16 protein-coding genes are annotated in these 17,672 nt (G+C 69.6%); 10 read left to right on the forward strand and 6 right to left on the reverse strand.

Features of this window, described 5'->3' with window-relative positions:
- Window positions 1-34: 34 nt before the first annotated feature.
- The 3 genes from AC3A6B_RS20210 to AC3A6B_RS20220 are packed head-to-tail and all read left to right on the forward strand — an operon-like array spanning window position 35 to window position 5,278.
- A complete protein-coding gene (locus AC3A6B_RS20210) occupies window positions 35-3,568 on the forward strand; it encodes a hybrid sensor histidine kinase/response regulator (protein WP_487838443.1) in 3,534 nt (1,177 codons plus the stop codon).
- On the forward strand, window positions 3,565-4,578 hold the full coding sequence (locus tag AC3A6B_RS20215; protein ID WP_487838444.1) for a response regulator: 1,014 nt from the start codon (window positions 3,565-3,567) through the stop codon (window positions 4,576-4,578). Before AC3A6B_RS20210 ends, AC3A6B_RS20215 begins: the two co-directional genes overlap by 4 nt.
- Before the next feature lie 31 nt (window positions 4,579-4,609).
- Window positions 4,610-5,278 (forward strand): hypothetical protein, encoded by a 669-nt coding sequence (locus AC3A6B_RS20220; protein WP_487838445.1) that lies wholly within the window; start codon window positions 4,610-4,612, stop codon window positions 5,276-5,278.
- Window positions 5,279-5,284: 6 nt separating this feature from the next.
- On the opposite strand, the gene AC3A6B_RS20225 is transcribed toward AC3A6B_RS20220, so the two are convergent.
- From AC3A6B_RS20225 to AC3A6B_RS20240, 4 genes are read right to left on the reverse strand one after another with little or no spacing between them, the layout of a single operon-like run.
- Entirely contained in the window at window positions 5,285-5,890 is a 606-nt protein-coding gene (locus AC3A6B_RS20225) for a hypothetical protein (RefSeq protein ID WP_487838446.1), read from the reverse strand.
- A 10-nt stretch (window positions 5,891-5,900) separates the two neighbouring features.
- Window positions 5,901-6,782, reverse strand: coding sequence for an NUDIX hydrolase (locus AC3A6B_RS20230; protein WP_487838447.1), 882 nt, complete (start codon window positions 6,780-6,782; stop codon window positions 5,901-5,903).
- A 3-nt stretch (window positions 6,783-6,785) separates the two neighbouring features.
- Window positions 6,786-8,495 carry a single-stranded-DNA-specific exonuclease RecJ gene (recJ, locus tag AC3A6B_RS20235; protein ID WP_487838448.1) on the reverse strand — a complete coding sequence of 570 codons (1,710 nt, stop codon included), beginning with the start codon at window positions 8,493-8,495 and terminating at the stop codon, window positions 6,786-6,788.
- Window positions 8,495-9,457 (reverse strand): hypothetical protein, encoded by a 963-nt coding sequence (locus AC3A6B_RS20240; protein WP_487838449.1) that lies wholly within the window; start codon window positions 9,455-9,457, stop codon window positions 8,495-8,497. The genes recJ and AC3A6B_RS20240 overlap by 1 nt, the downstream gene beginning before the upstream one ends.
- A 35-nt stretch (window positions 9,458-9,492) precedes the next feature.
- On the opposite strand from AC3A6B_RS20240, the gene AC3A6B_RS20245 reads away from it, so the two are divergent.
- From AC3A6B_RS20245 to AC3A6B_RS20260, 4 genes are all read left to right on the forward strand, one after another.
- Window positions 9,493-10,749 (forward strand): lipoprotein-releasing ABC transporter permease subunit, encoded by a 1,257-nt coding sequence (locus tag AC3A6B_RS20245; RefSeq protein ID WP_487838450.1) that lies wholly within the window; start codon window positions 9,493-9,495, stop codon window positions 10,747-10,749.
- The gene (gene lolD, locus AC3A6B_RS20250; RefSeq protein ID WP_487838451.1) at window positions 10,742-11,497 is read left to right on the forward strand and encodes a lipoprotein-releasing ABC transporter ATP-binding protein LolD; all 756 of its coding nucleotides are present in this window, start codon (window positions 10,742-10,744) and stop codon (window positions 11,495-11,497) included. The genes AC3A6B_RS20245 and lolD overlap by 8 nt, the downstream gene beginning before the upstream one ends.
- A 129-nt stretch (window positions 11,498-11,626) precedes the next feature.
- Complete coding sequence (locus AC3A6B_RS20255) at window positions 11,627-12,085, forward strand: carboxymuconolactone decarboxylase family protein (RefSeq protein WP_487838452.1); 459 nt, start codon at window positions 11,627-11,629, stop codon at window positions 12,083-12,085.
- An 81-nt stretch (window positions 12,086-12,166) separates the two neighbouring features.
- Window positions 12,167-12,757 (forward strand): ATP-dependent Clp protease proteolytic subunit, encoded by a 591-nt coding sequence (locus AC3A6B_RS20260; RefSeq protein ID WP_487838453.1) that lies wholly within the window; start codon window positions 12,167-12,169, stop codon window positions 12,755-12,757.
- 16 nt (window positions 12,758-12,773) lie between these two features.
- On the opposite strand, the gene AC3A6B_RS20265 is transcribed toward AC3A6B_RS20260, so the two are convergent.
- Both AC3A6B_RS20265 and AC3A6B_RS20270 read right to left on the reverse strand, forming a co-directional pair.
- Window positions 12,774-13,637, reverse strand: coding sequence for a peptidoglycan DD-metalloendopeptidase family protein (locus tag AC3A6B_RS20265; RefSeq protein ID WP_487838454.1), 864 nt, complete (start codon window positions 13,635-13,637; stop codon window positions 12,774-12,776).
- Window positions 13,638-13,642: 5 nt separating this feature from the next.
- On the reverse strand, window positions 13,643-14,032 hold the full coding sequence (locus AC3A6B_RS20270) for a RidA family protein (protein WP_487838455.1): 390 nt from the start codon (window positions 14,030-14,032) through the stop codon (window positions 13,643-13,645).
- A 154-nt stretch (window positions 14,033-14,186) separates the two neighbouring features.
- On the opposite strand from AC3A6B_RS20270, the gene AC3A6B_RS20275 reads away from it, so the two are divergent.
- From AC3A6B_RS20275 to AC3A6B_RS20285, 3 genes are read left to right on the forward strand one after another with little or no spacing between them, the layout of a single operon-like run.
- Window positions 14,187-15,731 carry an ABC transporter substrate-binding protein gene (locus tag AC3A6B_RS20275; protein ID WP_487838456.1) on the forward strand — a complete coding sequence of 515 codons (1,545 nt, stop codon included), beginning with the start codon at window positions 14,187-14,189 and terminating at the stop codon, window positions 15,729-15,731.
- Between the two features lie 18 nt (window positions 15,732-15,749).
- Window positions 15,750-16,691: an ABC transporter permease gene (locus AC3A6B_RS20280; protein ID WP_487838457.1), complete on the forward strand. Its 942-nt coding sequence runs from the start codon at window positions 15,750-15,752 to the stop codon at window positions 16,689-16,691.
- 1 nt (window position 16,692) lies between these two features.
- Complete coding sequence (locus AC3A6B_RS20285; RefSeq protein WP_487838458.1) at window positions 16,693-17,532, forward strand: ABC transporter permease; 840 nt, start codon at window positions 16,693-16,695, stop codon at window positions 17,530-17,532.
- The last annotated feature ends 140 nt before the right edge of the window (window positions 17,533-17,672 follow it).

A 17,672-nucleotide genomic window follows, 5' to 3' on the forward strand; every position in this document is an offset into this window, starting at 1 on the left:
TGTTGCGATGGCATGAAAGCTGCACTTTGAACCCGTGGACTCTACCGCCGTTCCCCCGCTCCCGAGCGACGATGCACCGCAGCGCATCGTCAAGGTCCGGCGCGACTACAACAGCTGGGTGGCGCGCGAAACGCTGGAGGACTACGCCCTGCGCTACACGCCCCAGCGCTTCCGCCGCATGTCGGAGTGGCGCGTGGCGAGCACGGCCTTCGGCGGCGCGGCCTCCTTCCTGATCCTGGAGGCGGTCGGCGCCACGCTGCTGGTGCAGTACGGCTTCATCAACGCGGCCTGGGCCATCCTGGTCACCGGGCTGATCATCTTCCTGGCCGGCCTGCCGATCAGCGTCTACGCGGCGCGCTACGGCGTCGACATGGACCTGCTCACGCGCGGCGCCGGCTTCGGCTACATCGGCTCCACGCTGACCTCGCTGATCTACGCCTCCTTCACCTTCATCTTCTTCGCCCTCGAGGCGGCGGTGATGGCCTATGCGCTCGAGCTCGCCCTCGGCATCCCCGTGGTGTGGGGCTACCTGGTCTGCGCGCTGGTGGTGATTCCGCTGGTCACGCACGGCATCTCGGCCATCAGCCGGCTGCAGGTCTGGACCCAGCCGATCTGGCTCGTGATGCTGGTGGTGCCCTTTGGCTATGTGCTGGTGCGCGATCCTGGTGCGTTCGAAGGCATCGTGCACTACAACGGCATCAAGCCCGGCGCCATCGGTTTCGATATGCACCTGTTCGGTGCCGCGCTCACCGTCGGCATCGCGTTGATCACGCAGATGGGCGAGCAGGCCGACTACCTGCGCTTCATGCCGGTCCGCACAGCCGCCAACCGCGGCCGCTGGTGGGCCGGCGTGCTCGTGGGCGGGCCGGGCTGGGTGGTGCTGGGCGTGCTCAAGATGCTGGGCGGCGCGCTGCTCGCCTACCTCGCCATTGGCCACATGGTGCCGCCCGAGCGTGCGGTCGACCCCAATCAGATGTACCTGGCGGCCTACGAGTACGTGTTCCCCAAATACGGCTGGGCGGTGGCCGCGACGGCGCTGTTCGTCGTGATCTCGCAGCTCAAGATCAACGTCACCAACGCCTATGCAGGCTCGCTCGCCTGGAGCAATTTCTTCTCGCGCGTCACGCACAGCCATCCGGGGCGGGTGGTGTGGGTGGTGTTCAATGCGCTGATCGCCTTCATGCTGATGGAGATGAACGTGTTCGAGGCGCTGGGCGACGTGCTCGGCCTCTACGCCAACATCGCGATCGCATGGATGATGGCGGTGGTGGCGGATCTGGTCGTCAACAAGCCGCTGGGCCTCTCGCCGCCCGGGATCGAGTTCAAGCGCGCGCACCTGTGGGACATCAATCCGGTCGGCGTCGGCGCGATGGCACTGGCCTCGGCCCTGTCGATCACCGCGCACCTGGGCGTGTTCGGGCCGATGGCGCAGGCCTTCTCGGCGCTGATCGCGCTGGGCACGGCCTTCGTCGCGGCGCCGCTGATCGCCTGGGCGACGCGCGGCAAGTACTACATCGCGCGGGTTTCCGACGACTGCTGCTCGGCACCTTTCGCACCGGCCACCGGCCGCGCGGCCGTGCGCTGGGCGCGCGTCGAATCGGAGGCCGGCAGCTACCGGCGCTTGAGGACGCAGCGCTGCGTGATCTGCGAGCGCGAATACGAAGGCCCGGACATGGCGCACTGCCCGGCCTACCAGGGCGCGATCTGCTCGCTGTGCTGCACGCTCGACGCGCGCTGCGGCGATCTCTGCAAGCCGCAGGCGAGCCTGTCGGCGCAATGGTCGGGCGCGCTGCGCTGGCTGCTGCCGCGCCGCGTCTGGCCCTACCTCGACACCGGGCTCGGCCACTTCCTGCTCCTGATGCTGATCGTGGTGCCGCTCCTGGCCGCGGTCTTCGGCGTGCTCTACCAGCAGGAACTGCGCGGCCTGGGCGAAGGAGCATTGGCCGAAGCGGTGCAGCCCGCGCACCTGCGCTCGGGCTTTCTCAAGGCCTACATGGCGCTGCTCCTGATTGCCGGCATCGTCGCCTGGTGGCTCGTGCTCGCGCACCAGAGCCGCAAAGTGGCGCAGGAAGAATCGAACCGTCAGACCCACCTGCTGGTGCGCGAGATCGAGCTGCACCGCGAGACCGACCGCGCCTTGCAGGCCGCCAAGCAGACGGCCGAGCAGGCGCGCGAACAGGCCGACCAGGCCAACCAGGCCAAGAGCCGCTACATCAGCGCCATCAGCCATGAGCTGCGCACGCCGCTCAACAGCATCCTGGGCTATGCGCAGCTGATGGGCGAGGATGCGGCCGTGCCGCCGCACCGGCAGCAGGCGGTGGCGGTCATCAAGCGCGGCGGCGAGCACCTGCTGTCGCTGATCGAGGGCACGCTCGACATCGCCCACATCGAGGCCGGCAAGCTGACGCTCCATGCCAAGCCCATGCAGTTCGCCGAGCTCATGAGCGAGCTGGCCGACATGTTCGAGCTGCAGGCGGCCGAGAAGGGCCTGGCCTTTTGCTTCGAGCCCGCCGGCGAGTTGCCCGAGCTGGTGCGCGCCGACGAGCGGCGCGTGCGGCAGATCCTCATCAACCTGCTGGGCAATGCGATCAAGTTCACCGCCGGCGGGCAGGTCACGCTGCGCCTGCGCTATGCGCGCGAGTTCGCGGCGATCGAGGTCGAGGACACCGGGCCCGGCATGTCGGCCGAGGAACTGAGCCGCATCTTCGAGCCCTTCGCGCGCGGCACGAGCGCCGGCCCATCCGCGCCCGGCGCGGGCCTGGGCCTCACCATCGCGAAGATGCTGATCGACCTGATGGGCGGCGAGATGCACGTGCAGAGCGCGCCCGGCGCCGGCTCGGTGTTCCGGGTGCGGCTGTTCCTGCCGCGCGTGCACGAGGCGCCGGCCACCGGCGGCCGGCGCACGACCGCGGCCGCGCCCCGGCTGCGGCGCGGCTACGAAGGCCCGCGCCGCCGCCTGCTGGTGGTCGACAACGAAGAGGCCGATCGCGACCTGCTCGTGCATGTGCTCGCGCCGCTGGGCTTCGAGCTGCGCACGGCGGCCAGCGGCCACGATGCGCTGGACCTGATCGCCGCCGGCTGGCACCCCGATGCGATGTTCGTCGACCTCGCGATGCCGGGCATCGACGGCTGGGAAACCATTCGCCGCTCGCGCGCGCTCGGCCTTGCCGGGGCGGCGGTCGCGATCGTCTCGGCCAACGCCTTCGACAAGCGGCTGGACAACGACGTCGGCATCGCGCCCGAGGACTTCTTCGTCAAGCCGGTGCGCCACAGCGAGCTGCTCGACTGGCTCGAGCGCCGGCTCGCGCTGCGCTGGACCGACAAGGCCGCGGCGCCGCTGCCGGCGCCCGCGCAGCAGGCGGCCGTGCTGCCCGATGCGGCCAGCCTGCGTGCACTCGAAGAGGCCGTCGGCCTGGGCTACTTTCGCGGCATCATGAACCAGCTCGATGCCATCGACGCGGCCCAGCCGGAATGCGCGGGCTGGACCGCCGCGCAGCGCGCGCTGGCACGGCAGTTCCAGTTCGACGCGATCAGCCTTGCCTTGATTGCAGCGGCGGGTACGCCATGAGCAGCGAACTCACGCGCCCCCTCGTGCACAGCCTGCGCGAGCACGCGGGCACCGGCGATCTGGTGCTGATCGTCGACGACGTGCCCGACAACCTCGCGGTGCTGCACGATGCGCTCGACGAATCCGGCTATGCGGTGCTGGTCGCGACCAGCGGCGAGCAGGCCCTGCAGCGCGCGGCCCAGGCGCGCCCCGACATCGTGCTGCTCGACGCGATGATGCCGGGCATCGACGGCTTCGAGGTCGCGCGCCGCCTCAAGGCCGATGCGGCGACCGCCCACATCCCGATCGTCTTCATGACGGGCCTCACCGAGACCGAACACCTGGTCGCCGCGCTGGAGGCCGGCGGCGTCGACTACGTCACCAAGCCGATCAAGCCCAAGGAAGTGCTGGCGCGCATGAACGTGCACCTGCAGGGCGCGCGCGCCGCGCGGCAGGCGGCGCAGCAGGCCGGCCAGGCGCGCAATGCGCTCGACGCCTTCGGCTATGCGAGCTTCACCGTGCGCATGCCCGAGGGCCGGCTCGTCTGGCAGACCGCGCTGGCGCGCGACCTGCTGCAGCGCTATTGCGCCACGGCCGCGCCGGCCACGCCCCCGGTGGTGCTCGAATGGCTGCGCCAGCACCTGCCCGACGCGCTGCAGCGCCAGGTCGAGCCGCCCGTGCTCTCGATCGCACAGGGCGCCGCCTCGCTCAACCTGCGCCTGCACCAGCAGACCGGGCACGACGAGGAGGGCGACGATTGGCTGATCATCATGCGCGAGGTCTCCGGCACCGCGGTGATCGAGGCCATGAGCCTCTGCCTGAAGCTCACCGCGCGCGAGGCCGAGGTGCTGTACTGGGTGGTCAAGGGCAAGACCAACAGGGACATCGGCGAGATCCTCGGCGCGAGCCCCGCCACCGCCAAGAAGCACCTGGAGCGCGTGTACGTGAAGCTGGGTGTCGAAACCCGCACCGCGGCCGCCGGCGTGGCGATGAAACGCATTCGCGAGCTGCAGCCGCAGTTCGAAATCTGAAGGACACCGGCCGCTCCTAGAATCCGCGGCCATGATCCGACGCATCGCGATGACGCCGCTGTGGCTGGCTGCAGCCTCCGTGCAGGCCGGCGGCCATTTCGACGTCGACGATGCGGGCACGCTCGATCCGGGCCAGTGCCAGTACGAGCTGTGGGGCACGCGCACCCGCGGCCAGCAGACCACGCTGTGGCATCTGGGCCCGGCTTGCCGCGTTGGCCCGGTCGAGCTGGGCCTCAATATCGACCGCATCGCGGTGGCGGGTGAGCGCAGGCACAGCCTGGGGCCTCAGCTCAAGTGGACCTTTCTCGGGCAGGGCCCCGATGCGCAGTGGAGCGCTGCCGTCTCGATGGGCGCGACTTTCGAGCTGCCGCGCCGCGGCGGCCGCGCCGGCGGACAGTTCGTCCTTCCCCTGACCTGGCGCGCGACCGACAGCCTGCAGGTCCATGCCAACCTGGGCGCCGACTGGGCGCCCGGCACCGGCGCGCGCAGCGGCCGCGGCGGACTGGCCGGCGAATGGGCGCTGAACGACGCCGTGTCCCTGATCGCCGAGCGCAACCGTGCCTTCGGGCTCTGGACTTCGCGCGTCGGCGCGCGCTTCAGCCTGACGCCCTTGATCAGCATCGACGTGAGTGCGGCGCGCACCGGGCCCGAGGGCGTGCGCAGTGTGGCGATCGGGCTGAACCGCGAGTTCAGCCGCTAGGACGGGTCAGTCGCCGACCAGCGCCTGGTAGGTGCGCCGCGTCGCCGGCGCCACCGCATCGAGCACCTGCGCGTAGGAGGTCTTGTGGCGCGCCAGCAGCCGTGCCGAGGCGACTGCCTTCGACCTGCAGAACCAGTGGCAGGTGTGCTGCATGAGGAAGAGCTCCGCCGACAGCGTGAAGGCCTTGCTCTTGGGCGTGCGCTGGGCGCTGTTCGCCACCGCGTCGGCGATGCCGCGCGCATGGATCGCCAGCGCCTCGCGCATGTCAAAGCTGCTGCCGGGAAACAGCGTCTGCGCAAAGGGCAGCGCGATCGGGAACTTGCTCACGCGCGCATCGGCCTCGCCGACCTTCGAGAACTTCGCGGCGAAGCGCGTGAACTGGGCGGCAAGCGTTTGCTCGCTGGTGGCGAGCAGGCTCCAGATCTGGTCGCGGCGCTCGGGATCGTTTTCGCCTAGGCAGCGCAGGTAGCCCTCGGTCAGATTCTCCATCAGATGCTCGATCTGGTAGTTGCCGAGGTGGCTGGCCAGGAGGGCGACGCGCCGTTTCTGCTCGCGGGTCTTGATCAAATAGGCGCCGAAGAGGATCAGGGCCGTCAGGGTGAGAATTTCCATCACCCGATTCTCAACGCCAGAGTCCCTCGAAGCCGTCGGGCGGCTCGAGCCGCTTGCCGCGCATCACCAGGCGCAGCGGGCCTGGCATGACGCGAGCGCGCTCCGGATGGCGTTCGTCGCCGGGGTAGGCGGTGGCGCGCGTGCCCTCGAACTCGAAGGTGTGCGGACGCACGAGACAGGGCGGGCGGCTGTCGGCCTCGGCCAGCATCGCATCGACGCTTTCGAAACGGCCCAGGTGGGCGAGGCTCATGATCTGCGGCGCGGCCAGGACGATGTCGCCGCGCCAGTAGCTCTCCAGCGCCGCGCGCGGCCGCAGCCAGGCGCTGTGCACCGCTTCGTGCGCGTCATGGAGCGCATCCTGTCCGGCGGGCGCGCGGGCGATGAAGAAGCGCGTGTCGAAGCGCTTGCCGGGCGACGACAGCGACAGCAGCGGCGTGATCCAGCGCGACCAAGGGCGCAGCGCGCGCGTGTCCAGCCGAACGGCGAGCCGGCCGAGCATGTCGTTGAACGAAACGCCGCCCGCCGCCAGCGTCGCGGCCTGCCGAAGAATTTCGCCGCCGGCTTCGCGGGCGAACAGCAGGCCGCATTCCTCGAACACCTCGCGCACGGCGCCGACGTGGATGGCCGCGGCCGTCGCGGTGTCGATGTCCTCCTCGCACAGCAGCGCGTGCAGGCGCTCTGGCGGCTGATCAAGGTGGGCGTCGATGTCGAGCCGAGCATCTGCCGGATCTACCTTGCCGCCGGGAAAGACGTAGGAGCCGCCGTGCGCGTCCGACAGCGCGTGGCGCTGGATCATCAGCACCTCGGGCCCGGCGGCGCTGTCGCGGCAGATGAGCACGGTGGCCGCGGGCCGGACCGGCACCGGCGTCGCATCGGGTCGCTCGGCTTGCATGCTTCAGCCTTCGGCGCCTTCCACCAGCAAGCGCACGCGCCGCACACCCTGCCACTCGTCGGCATCGAGCCGGAAGGCGATCACCACTTTCGGCGGCAGCGGCTCGGTGCGGCCGAACCAGATGCCGTCCACCGGCTTGCCCTGGTGCTTGAGCTTGAGCGCCAGATGCTTCTCGCCGACCAGCCGCTGCGAGATGACCTCGACCTCTTCGCTGAAGGTGGGCGGCGCGAAGCCTTGTCCCCAGACCTCGCGATGCAAGGTGTCGACCAGGTCCACGCGCAGGTATTCGGGCGCGAGCGGCCCGTCGGTGTCGAGCCGGCGCGTCAGCGCAGCGGCATCGAGCCATTCCATGGCCACTTGCGCCAGCGCGCGCTCGAAGGTCTCGAAATGTTCTTCGGCCACGGTACAGCCGGCCGCCATCGCGTGGCCGCCGAAGCGCAGCAGCACGCCCGGATGCCGCTTGGCCACGAGGTCCAGCGCATCGCGCAGATGGAAGCCCGGGATCGAGCGGCCCGAGCCCTTGAGTTCGTGCGACTTGCCATCGGCGGCGCTGGCCGCGAAGACGAAGGCGGGCCGGTGGAAGCGGTCCTTGAGCCGCGAGGCGACGATGCCGACCACGCCTTCATGGAAATCCGCGCCGAACACGCTGATGGCGGCGGGCGGCGCCTGGCTCTCGTCGAACAGCGTCTCGGCCAGCATCAGCGCCTGCTCGCGCATGCCGCCCTCGATGTCGCGCCGCTCGCGGTTGATGCCGTCGAGCAGGCGCGCGAGCTCGTCGGCGCGCGCCGCGTCCTCGGTCAGCAGGCACTCGATGCCCAGCGTCATGTCGGCCAGGCGTCCGGCCGCGTTGATGCGGGGCCCCAGCGCAAAGCCGAAGTCGAAGGTGGTGGCCGCTGCCGCGTTGCGCCCCGCGGCCTTGAAGAGCGCCGCCACGCCGGCCGGCATCGACCCGGCGCGGATGCGGCGCAGGCCCTGTGCGACCAGGCGGCGGTTGTTGGCATCGAGCCTGACCACGTCGGCCACGGTGCCGAGCGCAACCAGCGGCAGCAAGGCATCCAGCTTGGGCTGCGTGGCGACGTCGAACACCGCGCGCGCGCGCAGCTCGGAGCGCAAGGCCAGCAGCACATAGAACATCACGCCGACGCCTGCAATGCTCTTGCTCTCGAATTCGCAGCCGGGCTGGTTGGGGTTCACCATCACGTCGGCCGCGGGCAGCGCCGGGCCGGGCAGGTGGTGGTCGGTCACCAGCACCGCGAGGCCGCGCGCCTTGGCGGCGGCCACGCCCTCGACGCTGGCGATGCCGTTGTCGACCGTGATCAGCACGTCGGCGCCGCTCGCGGCCACGCGCTCGGCGATCGGCGGCGTGAGGCCGTAGCCGTCGATCACGCGGTCGGGCACCAGGTAGCTCACTTGCTTCGCGCCGAGCAGGCGCAGGCCCCGCACCGCCACCGCGCAGGCCGTGGCGCCGTCGCAGTCGTAGTCGGCCACGACGCACAGGCGCTTGTCGTCGCGGATGGCGTCGGCCAGCAGCACCGCGGCTTCGCGCGCGCCGCGCAGCGTGCCGGGGGCGAGCAGGCGCACGAGGCCGTCGTCGAGCTCGTCCTTGCCCTGCACGCCGCGCGCGGCATAGAGCCGCGCCAGCAAGGGATGCACGCCGGCCTGTTCGAGTGCCCAGGCGCTGCGCGGCGGTATGTCGCGGGCGACGATCTTCATCACAGCGCCTCCAGCACGGCCGGCGCGCCCTCGCGCTGGAACAAGGACTTGGCCCAGCGTGCCAGGCCGCGCTGCTGCACGCCGAAGCGCCGGGCACCGCGGTCGCCGCACAGCGTGATCGTCACGTCGTCGCCTTCCGTGCACACGGCCAGCAGCTCGGCCACGGGACCTTCGTCGAGCGCGGTCCAGGCGGCGCTCCAGCCGGCGGCATCGTCGCGCAGGGCCGGCGCGCGCAGCGCGTTGGCCACGGTGGGCCATGCGTCGGCGTAGGACGAGGGAAGGCGGCCCGTGCCGCTGAGCCAGAAGGAATTGATCGGCGGCACGCCGCGCGCCGCGCGCTCGTCGTTCACGCGCTCGGTGTAGAGCAGCATCTGCATCTCGTTCTGCAGGCGGCGCAGCGAGCGGGCGCCGTCGGCAAGCGGCGACCACTGCGAAATGGGGTGGCCGATCGCGCGGTCGATCGAGGCGGTGGCCAGGCCGTCGAACACGTGGCCCTGCAGCAGCCAGCGGCCGGGCGCCGCCGACCCGTGCAGCGCGATCCCGTCTTCCTCGAAGAAGGGGCGTGCGGCTGCGAGCAGGGCGTCGGATTCGGCCGCGTCGATCCGGATCGCGGCCGGGTCGCCCAGCACCACGTCGTCGATGCCCACCTGCCAATGGCACAAGGTGGCGACACCCCAGCTGTCGCCGTTGCCGGTAGGCGAGAGCCCGGCCTGTTTCGCTTCCAGCGCCGCCCAGGGGATCTGCCCATCGGCGGCTTCGATGCGGAGCGCCGCGGCCAATGCACGTTCGTGGGGCGGCGAGAGCGTGTTGTCGTCCTGCGTGTCTTCGTGCACCAGCGCCAGACGCGAGAGCAGCGCTTCGAGCTTCGGCAGGCGCAGCGTGGCCAGTGCTTCGCGGCAGGCCGGCGAGCTGCGGCCGGCAAATGGAATCAGCAAATGGCGCGAAGTAGGCGATGGAGGCATGGGCCTATTGTCCGGGATGCCACAATCGTTGCCCTATGCGACTCCCCTACGAACTGCAGCTCGGCTGGCGCTATACGCGCGCGGGCCGGGCGACGCGGCGCAACGGCTTCATCTCTTTCATCTCCGGCGTCTCGATGTTCGGCATCGCGCTGGGCGTGGCGGCGCTGATCATCGTGCTCTCCGTGATGAACGGCTTCCAGAAGGAAGTGACCGACCGCATGCTCGGCGTCATCTCGCACATCGAGATCTTCTCGCGCGACGGCCAGGCGCTGGCCGACATCGACGCGATCGCCGCGGCGGCGCGCAAGAACCCGAACGTGATCGGCGTCGCGCCCTTCATCGCCGCGCAGGCGCTGATCGCGCGCGGCGAGGACATGAAGGGCACGCTGGTGCGCGGCATCGAGCCCTCGCTGGAGCCGCAGGTGACCGACATCTCCACCACCGCGCAGCAGGGTGCGCTGGCCAGGCTGGTGCCGGGCGAGTTCGGCATCGTGCTCGGCGTCGAGCTGGCGCGCTCGCTCTTCGTGCGCGTGGGCGACCAGGTCACGCTGATCGCGCCCGGCGGCCAGGTCACGCCGGCCGGCGTGGTGCCGCGGCTCAAGCAGTTCACCGTGGTCGGCACCTTCGATTCGGGCCACTACGAATACGACTCGGCGCTGGCGATGATCCACGAGCAGGACGCGGCACGGGTGTTCCGGCTCGAAGGGCCCAGCGGCCTGCGCCTCAAGCTCAAGGACCTGCACCAGGCGCGCGAAGTGGCCGACCAGCTGGCCGTCACGCTCCCCGGCGAGTTCCTGATCCGCGACTGGACGCGCCAGAACAAGACCTGGTTCGCGGCCGTGCAGGTCGAGAAACGCATGATGTTCATCATCCTCACGCTGATCGTCGCGGTCGCGGCCTTCAACCTGGTCTCGACCTTGGTGATGACGGTGACCGACAAGCGCGCCGACATCGCGATCCTGCGCACGCTGGGCTCGAGCCCGAAGAGCATCATGGGCATCTTCGTCGTGCAGGGCGCGATGGTGGGCGTGATCGGCACGCTGGGCGGCCTGCTGCTGGGCCTCGGCATCGCCTACAACATCGACGTCATCGTGCCGGCGCTGGAGCGGCTCTTCAATGCGCGCTTCCTGCCGCAGGACATCTACCTGATCAGCAAGATGCCGAGCGACCCGCAGCGCGGCGACATCATGCCGATCGCGCTGATCTCGCTGGCGCTGTCCTTCGTCGCCACGCTGTACCCGAGCTGGCGCGCCAGCCGCGTCAATCCGGCGGAGGCGCTGCGCTATGAATAAGAGGGCTTCCGGCACTGACGTGTCCTCGCGGCCCCCCGAGGGGGCCGCCATCGGCTTCGGGGGGGGCGCCGCCGATGGCGTCGTCCTGAAGGTCCGCGGCCTGACCAAGCGCTTCCACGAAGGCCGCATCGATCTCACCGTGCTGCACGGCGTCGACCTCGACGTGCGCGCCGGCGAGACGCTGGCCATCGTCGGCGCCTCGGGCTCGGGCAAGAGCACGCTGCTCCACCTGATGGGCGGGCTCGATGCGCCCACCGCGGGCAGCGTGGAGCTGCACGGCGAGAACATCGCGCATGTCGATGCGGCCGAGCAGGGCCGGCTGCGCAACGCGCACCTGGGCTTCGTCTACCAGTTCCACCACCTGCTGCCGGAGTTCAGTGCGCTCGACAACGTGGCGATGCCGCTGAAGATCCGCCGCACCGAGCCGCAGGCCGCGACGCGGGCCGCGAGCCTGATGCTGGCCGCGGTGGGCTTGGCCGAACGTGTCCACCACCGTCCGGCGGAACTCTCGGGCGGCGAGCGCCAGCGCGTCGCCATCGCGCGCGCGCTCGTGACCCAGCCCGACTGCGTGCTGGCCGACGAGCCCACCGGCAACCTCGACCGCAACACGGCCGACAGCGTATTCGCTCTGATGCTGCAGCTCGCGCACGAGCGCCGCACGGCCTTCGTCGTGGTCACGCACGACGAGAGCCTGGCCAAGCGCTGCGACCGCGTGCTGCGGCTCACCGCGGGACGCCTCGCGGGCTGAACGTCGCGGCCTCCGAGTCGCGAGCGCGCGGCTCGGACGATCAGGCAAGCTCCCAAGAGCATTGGGCTACTGCGGCGAAGGCGCCCCTTCCTACGATGCAGATTCATCCACCCGTGCCTGGAGAATCTCATGATCCGTTCCATCTTGACGGCCTTCGTCGCCGGCCTTCTTGCCGTGAGCAGCATCGCCCATGCGCAGGACCCTTCTGCCACCCGCCGCGCCCGCGGCGACGCGACCATGAACAAGTTGTCAGGCGGCGCCGGCCAGCCCGTGTTGAACGCCATGCGTCAGGACTTTCCCTTCCTTGCGGATGCGATCGTCGACTATTCGCTCGGCGACGTGTGGGCGCGCCCCGGCCTCGATGACCGCACGCGTCAGCTGGCCGCAGTCAGCGCATTCGCCGCTACCGGCAACATCCAGGTACTGAAGATCCATGCAGGGTATGCGCTGAAGCTGGGCGTCAAGCCCGAAGAGCTGAAGGAGATCGTCTACCTCACCACCGTCACGGCGGGCTTTCCGCGCTCGATCGACGCCGCGCAGGCGCTGCGCGAGGTCTTCGCCGCGCATGCCGCTTCGGCTGCGAAGTAGGCGCGCATCGGTGCAGCTTGCCAAAGCTGCGCGCGCTCACCACACTGGGGTTTCGTTCGTCAAGACAGCGCAAGGAGACCCATGGAAACCCCGGACTTCCCGCCTTCCGCCACGCTCGAGCAGCGCAGCTCCTACCTGGAAGAGAAGGCCTTCAAATCGCGCACGCTGCTGATCTTCGGCGCCATCACCGACCAGTCGGCCGCCGACGTGGCGCGCCGGCTCATCGCCCTCGACGCCGACAGCCAGCAACCGATCGATATCCTGGTGAGCTCGCCCGGCGGGCATCTGGAGTCGGGCGATGCCATCCACGACATCGTGCGCTTCATTTCCGCCCCGGTGAACATGATCGGCACCGGCTGGGTCGGCAGCGCCGCCACGCATCTCTATCTGGCGGTGCCGCGCGAGCGGCGCTTCTGCCTGCCCAATACGCGCTTCCTCATTCACCAGCCGAGCGGCGGCGCGGGCGGGCCGGCCAGCGACATTGCCATCCACGCGCGCGAGATCCTGCGAGCTCGCACACGCGTCGCCCAGGCGATCGCGCGCGAGACCGGCAAGCCGCTGGACGCCGTGCTCGCCGACATCGAACGCGACCGATGGCTGTCGGCGGAGGAGGCGATCGACTACGGCCTGGTGTCGCGCATCATCCAGCGCAAGGCCGAGTTGCGAAGTTAGGGCCTGTCGACAGGCCCTAGATGAACAAGGCCGGGTCCACCATCGCCCGGTTGAGCATCACCGACCAATGCAGGTGCGGCCCGGTCGCGCGGCCGGTGGCGCCGACAGCGCCGATGCGCTCGCCGGGCTTCACCCGATCTCCCGGCTTCACGTCGATGGCGCTCAGATGGCAGCACATCGTGAGCAGTCCGCCGCCGTGGTCCAGCCAGACCGTATGGCCGTTGAAGAAGTAGTCGCCGGTGTCGATGACGCGGCCGGGCAGCGGTGCCCCGACGGGCGCGCCGGTGGCGGCCGCGATGTCCATGCCGCTGTGCGGATTGCGTGCCTGGCCGTTGAAGACGCGCCGGAGCCCGAACGAACTCGAGCGCCGGCCCGGGACCGGCACCCGCATGCGCAGCTCGCCGGGCGGTTCGGGGTGGCTGAAGGTGGCCGTCACCGTCTGCAGGTGCGTTCGCTCGCGCTCGTAGCGGGCCGTGTCTTCCGCCGAGAGGTCCACGGTGCGGGGGGCGACCTTCAGGCGCTGCTCCCGGTAGGCCTTGGGCGCGATGGTGTAGCGCAGTTCGCGCGCGGTGGCGCCTTGCCCGGCGACGATGCGGATGTGCGCCTCGCCCGGCGCCGCCGCGAGCGGAATGCCCACCAGCGCCGTCCATTCGATGGCGTCTCCCAGCACCAGCAACGGGACATCGCCGTCAGTGAGCGCGACGGGCCGCGCAGCAGCCGGCCCCAGCGACAGGCGCGCGATGCCGCCGGGGACCTGCGACGCGCGTGGCCAGGGGTCGGCGGGCGCGACGCCGGGCCCGGCCTTGGCCGCACGCGCCGCGGGCAGGGCGCTCAGCCCGAGGGCCCACAACAACAGGGCTTCGCGTCGGCTCGGGCGCATCGCCGTCAGGCTTTCGGCTTGTAGGCGACGACGTCGATCTCGACCTTGGCGTCGACCATCAGGCGCGCCTCGGTGGTCGAGCGCGCGGGGCGGCCGGCACCGAAGTAGCCCATGTAGACGCGGTTGAAGGCACCGAAATCGCGCGCGTCCTGCAGCCACACCGTGCTCTTGCAGACGTCGTCGAGCGTCGCGCCGGCCAGCGCGAGCACCGACTTAAGGTTCTCCATCACCTGGCGGGTCTGGGCCTCGATCCCGCCGACCACGATCTCGCCGTTCGCATCGGCGGGCACCTGTCCCGACACGTAGATGAAATCGCCCGCCCGCACGGCCGGCGAGAAGGGGCGGACCTGGTTGTCCGAGGCCTTGGGGGATGCACCGAGGTAATCGAGCGGCATAAAAAGCTCCTGGGTTGAGTGGGGTTTGAAATTCTATTTCAGCAAAAATCATTGAACCTAGGGTTTACACCCGTGATTTGGCATGTTTGATGCTTCAAAGTCCGGCCAAAGAGAAAATATTTTTCATATTCCTCGACCCATGAAGGAGTTTCAGATGCCCACGCCCGCCTTCTCGAAGCGCAGCCTGCTCGGCGCGTTCCTCGTCAGCCTGCTGTTCGCCGTGGCGCCGGCCCAGGCCCACGGTCCGCGCAATTTCGCGACCCTGGCCATGGTGGCCGAGCCGCAGACGCTGGACCCGATGGCCTCCACCGCCGACCTGATCGGCACGATCATGCAGCACGTCTACGAGCCGCTCTACACCTTCGATGCGAAATGGAACGTGGTGCCGATGCTGGCCGAAACCATGCCGAAGATCTCGGCCGACGGCAAGACCTACGCCATCACCCTGCGCAAGGGCGTGATGCTGCACAACGGCCGCGAACTGAACGCCGAAGACGTGGTGGCGAGCCTGCAGCGCTGGATCGAGCAGTCGCCGCGCGGCAAGGCGGTGGGCAAGGAGCTCGAGAGCCTCAGGGCCAAGGGCCCGCTCGGCGTCGAGCTGGTGCTGAAGGCGCCGTATGCGCCGCTGCTCGCCCAGCTGGCGCTGCCGAGCGGCATGGCCGCGATCATGGCCAAGGACTCGATCGCGCAGCCGCTGAAGGAATTCGTCGGCACCGGCCCCTACAAGTTCAAGGAGCGCCGGCCCGACCAGTACCTGCTGCTCACGCGCTTCGACAAGTACAGCGCGCGTAAGGAGCCTGCGAGCGGCTACGGCGGCAGGCGGGAGGCGGCCATCGAGGAACTGCGCTTCGTGCCGGTGCCCAACGCGAACACGCGCGTCGAGGGTGCGCTGGCCGGCCAGTACGACTTTGCCGACCTGCTGCCGGTGGAGGCCTTGCCGCGGCTCGAGAAGGCCAGCGGCAAGACGCTGCCGATCATGACGCCATCCTTCGGCTTTCCCTACCTGGTGTTCAACACCAAGGAAGGCGTGGCCGCCAGCCAGCCGCTGCGCCAGGCGATCCAGGTCGCGCTCGGCGAGGGCGAGATGCTCGCGGCCGGCTTCGGCGACACGCGCTTCTTCGTCGCTGAAGGCAATCACTTTCCCAAGGGCTCGCCCTTCTACGCCACGGGCGGCACCGATCTGTACAACCAGCGCAATGCGCCCAAGGCCAAGGAGGCGGCGGCCAAGGCCGGCTACAAGGGCGAGCCGATCCGCGTGCTGACCAGCCGCCAGTACGACTTCCACCACAACATGGCGCTCCTGATGGGCGAGCAGCTCAAGCGCGCTGGCTTCAAGGTCGAGCTCAACGTGGTCGACTGGGCCACGCTGGTACAGCGCCGCAACGACCCGAAGCTGTGGGACATCTACGTCACGCACTCGGGCCAGTTCCCCGAGCCGATGCTCTCGCCGCCGCAGCTCGGCGACGGCGCGCCGGGCTGGTGGGATTCGCCCGCCAAGAAGGCGGCGCTGTCCGCCTTCAATGTCGAGAGCGACCCGGCCAAGCGCGGCGCGCTGTGGGGCAAGGTGCAGCAGGTGGTCTATGACGAGGTGCCGTACGTGAACGTCGGCAAGTTCAACGGGCTGTCGGCCAAGAGCCCGGCGCTGGACAACTACCAGCCGGCCACCTGGCCCTTCTTCTGGAACACCCGCATCAAGTAAGCACCTGCCGCTTCAGCCATGGTCCGCTATCTCTCCTCCCGCCTCGCGGGCATGCTGGTCGTGCTCGCCATCGTGGCGGTGCTGGTCTTCATCCTCACGCGCGCCGCCTCGGGCGATCCGGTCTCGGTGCTGCTGGGCGACCAGGCCACTGCCGCCGACATCGCGCGCGTGCAGAAGGACTATGGCCTCGACAAGCCGCTGCCGGTGCAGTTCGGCTACTGGCTGCGCGAAGTGCTGCAGGGCAACCTGGGGCAGTCGATCTTTCTGCAGCGGCCGGTCACGCAGGCGCTCATGGAGCGCGCGGAGCTGACCACGCTGCTGGCGCTGATGGCGGTGGCGATCGCGGCGCTGATCGGCCTGCCCTGCGGCATCGTCTCGGCGGTGTTCCGCGGGCGCGTGGTCGACCAGGTGTTCACCGGCATCGCGATGCTGGGCGCCAGCATCCCCAGCTTCTGGCTCGGCATCGTGCTGATCCAGCTCTTCGCGGTCTCGCTCGGCTGGTTTCCGGCTTCGGGCTACGGCGCGCCTGGAGCGCCGCTGACCGAACGCCTGCATGCGCTGATGCTGCCGGCCACGGTGCTGGGGCTCTTGAACTCGGCGCTGATCATCCGCTTCACACGCGCCTCGATGCTCGACGTGCTGGGCGAGGACTATGTGCGCACGGCGCGTTCCAAGGGCCTGGCGGAAAGCACGGTGGTGCTCAAGCATGCGCTGCGCAATGCGCTGGTGCCGATCGTCACCGTGCTGGGGCTCACCATTGCGCTGATGATCGGCGGCGCGGTCGTCACAGAAACGGTGTTCGGCCTGCCCGGCGTCGGCAACCTGGTGGTGAACGCGGTGCTCCGGCGCGACTACCCGGTGATCCAGGGAGCGCTGCTCGTGATCGCGGCGATCTACGTGCTGATCAATTTCTCGATCGACCTGCTGTACGCCGTCGTTGATCCGCGGGTGAAGGTTTGACATGCGACTTCCAAGAATGCTCCGCCAGCTGATGCACCGCCGCATCGTGATGCTCTCGGCCGTGGTGCTGCTGGTGATCGCGGTGCTCGCGCTCGGTGCGCCATGGTTCGCCTCGGCCGACCCCAACGACACGGCCGTGCTCGACCGACTCAAGCCGCCGAGCGCCGCGCACCTGATGGGCACCGACGAACTGGGCCGCGACATGTATTCGCGCATCGTCCACGGCGCGCGCTATTCGCTCGCCATCGCGGCGTTGACGGCGCTGGGCTCGGTGATCGCGGGCACCATCCTCGGCCTGATGGCCGGCTTCTTCCGCCGGCTCGACGCGCCGCTGATGCGCGTGATCGATGCGATGATGTCCTTTCCCGACATCCTGCTCGCGATCGCGCTGGTCGCGATCCTCGGCGCCTCGCTGGGCAACGTGGTGCTGGCGCTGGTATTGGTCTACACGCCGCGCGTGGCGCGTGTGGTGCGCGCCTCCACGCTGGTGGTGCGCGAGCTGCTCTTCGTCGAAGCCGTACGCGCCCTGGGCGTGCGCACCTCGCGCATCCTGTGGCGCCACATCCTGCCGAACCTGATGTCGCCGATCCTGGTGCAGGTGTCCTTCATCTTTGCCTACGCCATCCTCGCGGAGGCGGGGCTCTCCTTCCTCGGCGTCGGCGTGCCGCCCGAGATCCCGACCTGGGGCACCATGGTCGCGGGCAGCCAGCAGTATGCGGACCGGGCCTTCTGGGTCGTGCTGTTCCCGGGGCTGGCGATCATCTTCACGGCGCTCTCGCTGCAGTTGCTGGGCGATGGCGTGCGCGACTTGCTCGATCCCAAGCTCAAGAAGGCGGCATAAGGATGAAAACGTCTTCCCTGGGGCGGGATCACGCCGACGGCATGCTCTGCTCCGCGAATGTCCCCCGGCGCGGCCTAGGGCCGCAAGCCTCCTCCTTTGTTTCGCTGCGCAGAGCACACCATCGGCGTGATCCGTCACGG

This window comes from Variovorax sp. Soil_C_33 (assembly GCF_057656935.1).

Coding starts and splice junctions, on each gene's coding strand:
- AC3A6B_RS20255 (WP_487838452.1), top strand. CDS start 11,627: ATGATCCGTTCCATCTTGACGGCCTTCGTCGCCGGCCTTCTTGCCGTG.
- AC3A6B_RS20215 (WP_487838444.1), top strand. CDS start 3,565: ATGAGCAGCGAACTCACGCGCCCCCTCGTGCACAGCCTGCGCGAGCAC.
- AC3A6B_RS20230 (WP_487838447.1), bottom strand. CDS start 6,782: ATGCAAGCCGAGCGACCCGATGCGACGCCGGTGCCGGTCCGGCCCGCG.
- recJ (WP_487838448.1), bottom strand. CDS start 8,495: ATGAAGATCGTCGCCCGCGACATACCGCCGCGCAGCGCCTGGGCACTC.
- AC3A6B_RS20275 (WP_487838456.1), top strand. CDS start 14,187: ATGCCCACGCCCGCCTTCTCGAAGCGCAGCCTGCTCGGCGCGTTCCTC.
- AC3A6B_RS20285 (WP_487838458.1), top strand. CDS start 16,693: ATGCGACTTCCAAGAATGCTCCGCCAGCTGATGCACCGCCGCATCGTG.
- AC3A6B_RS20240 (WP_487838449.1), bottom strand. CDS start 9,457: ATGCCTCCATCGCCTACTTCGCGCCATTTGCTGATTCCATTTGCCGGC.
- AC3A6B_RS20225 (WP_487838446.1), bottom strand. CDS start 5,890: ATGGAAATTCTCACCCTGACGGCCCTGATCCTCTTCGGCGCCTATTTG.
- AC3A6B_RS20220 (WP_487838445.1), top strand. CDS start 4,610: ATGATCCGACGCATCGCGATGACGCCGCTGTGGCTGGCTGCAGCCTCC.
- AC3A6B_RS20265 (WP_487838454.1), bottom strand. CDS start 13,637: ATGCGCCCGAGCCGACGCGAAGCCCTGTTGTTGTGGGCCCTCGGGCTG.
- lolD (WP_487838451.1), top strand. CDS start 10,742: ATGAATAAGAGGGCTTCCGGCACTGACGTGTCCTCGCGGCCCCCCGAG.
- AC3A6B_RS20280 (WP_487838457.1), top strand. CDS start 15,750: ATGGTCCGCTATCTCTCCTCCCGCCTCGCGGGCATGCTGGTCGTGCTC.
- AC3A6B_RS20260 (WP_487838453.1), top strand. CDS start 12,167: ATGGAAACCCCGGACTTCCCGCCTTCCGCCACGCTCGAGCAGCGCAGC.
- AC3A6B_RS20270 (WP_487838455.1), bottom strand. CDS start 14,032: ATGCCGCTCGATTACCTCGGTGCATCCCCCAAGGCCTCGGACAACCAG.
- AC3A6B_RS20245 (WP_487838450.1), top strand. CDS start 9,493: ATGCGACTCCCCTACGAACTGCAGCTCGGCTGGCGCTATACGCGCGCG.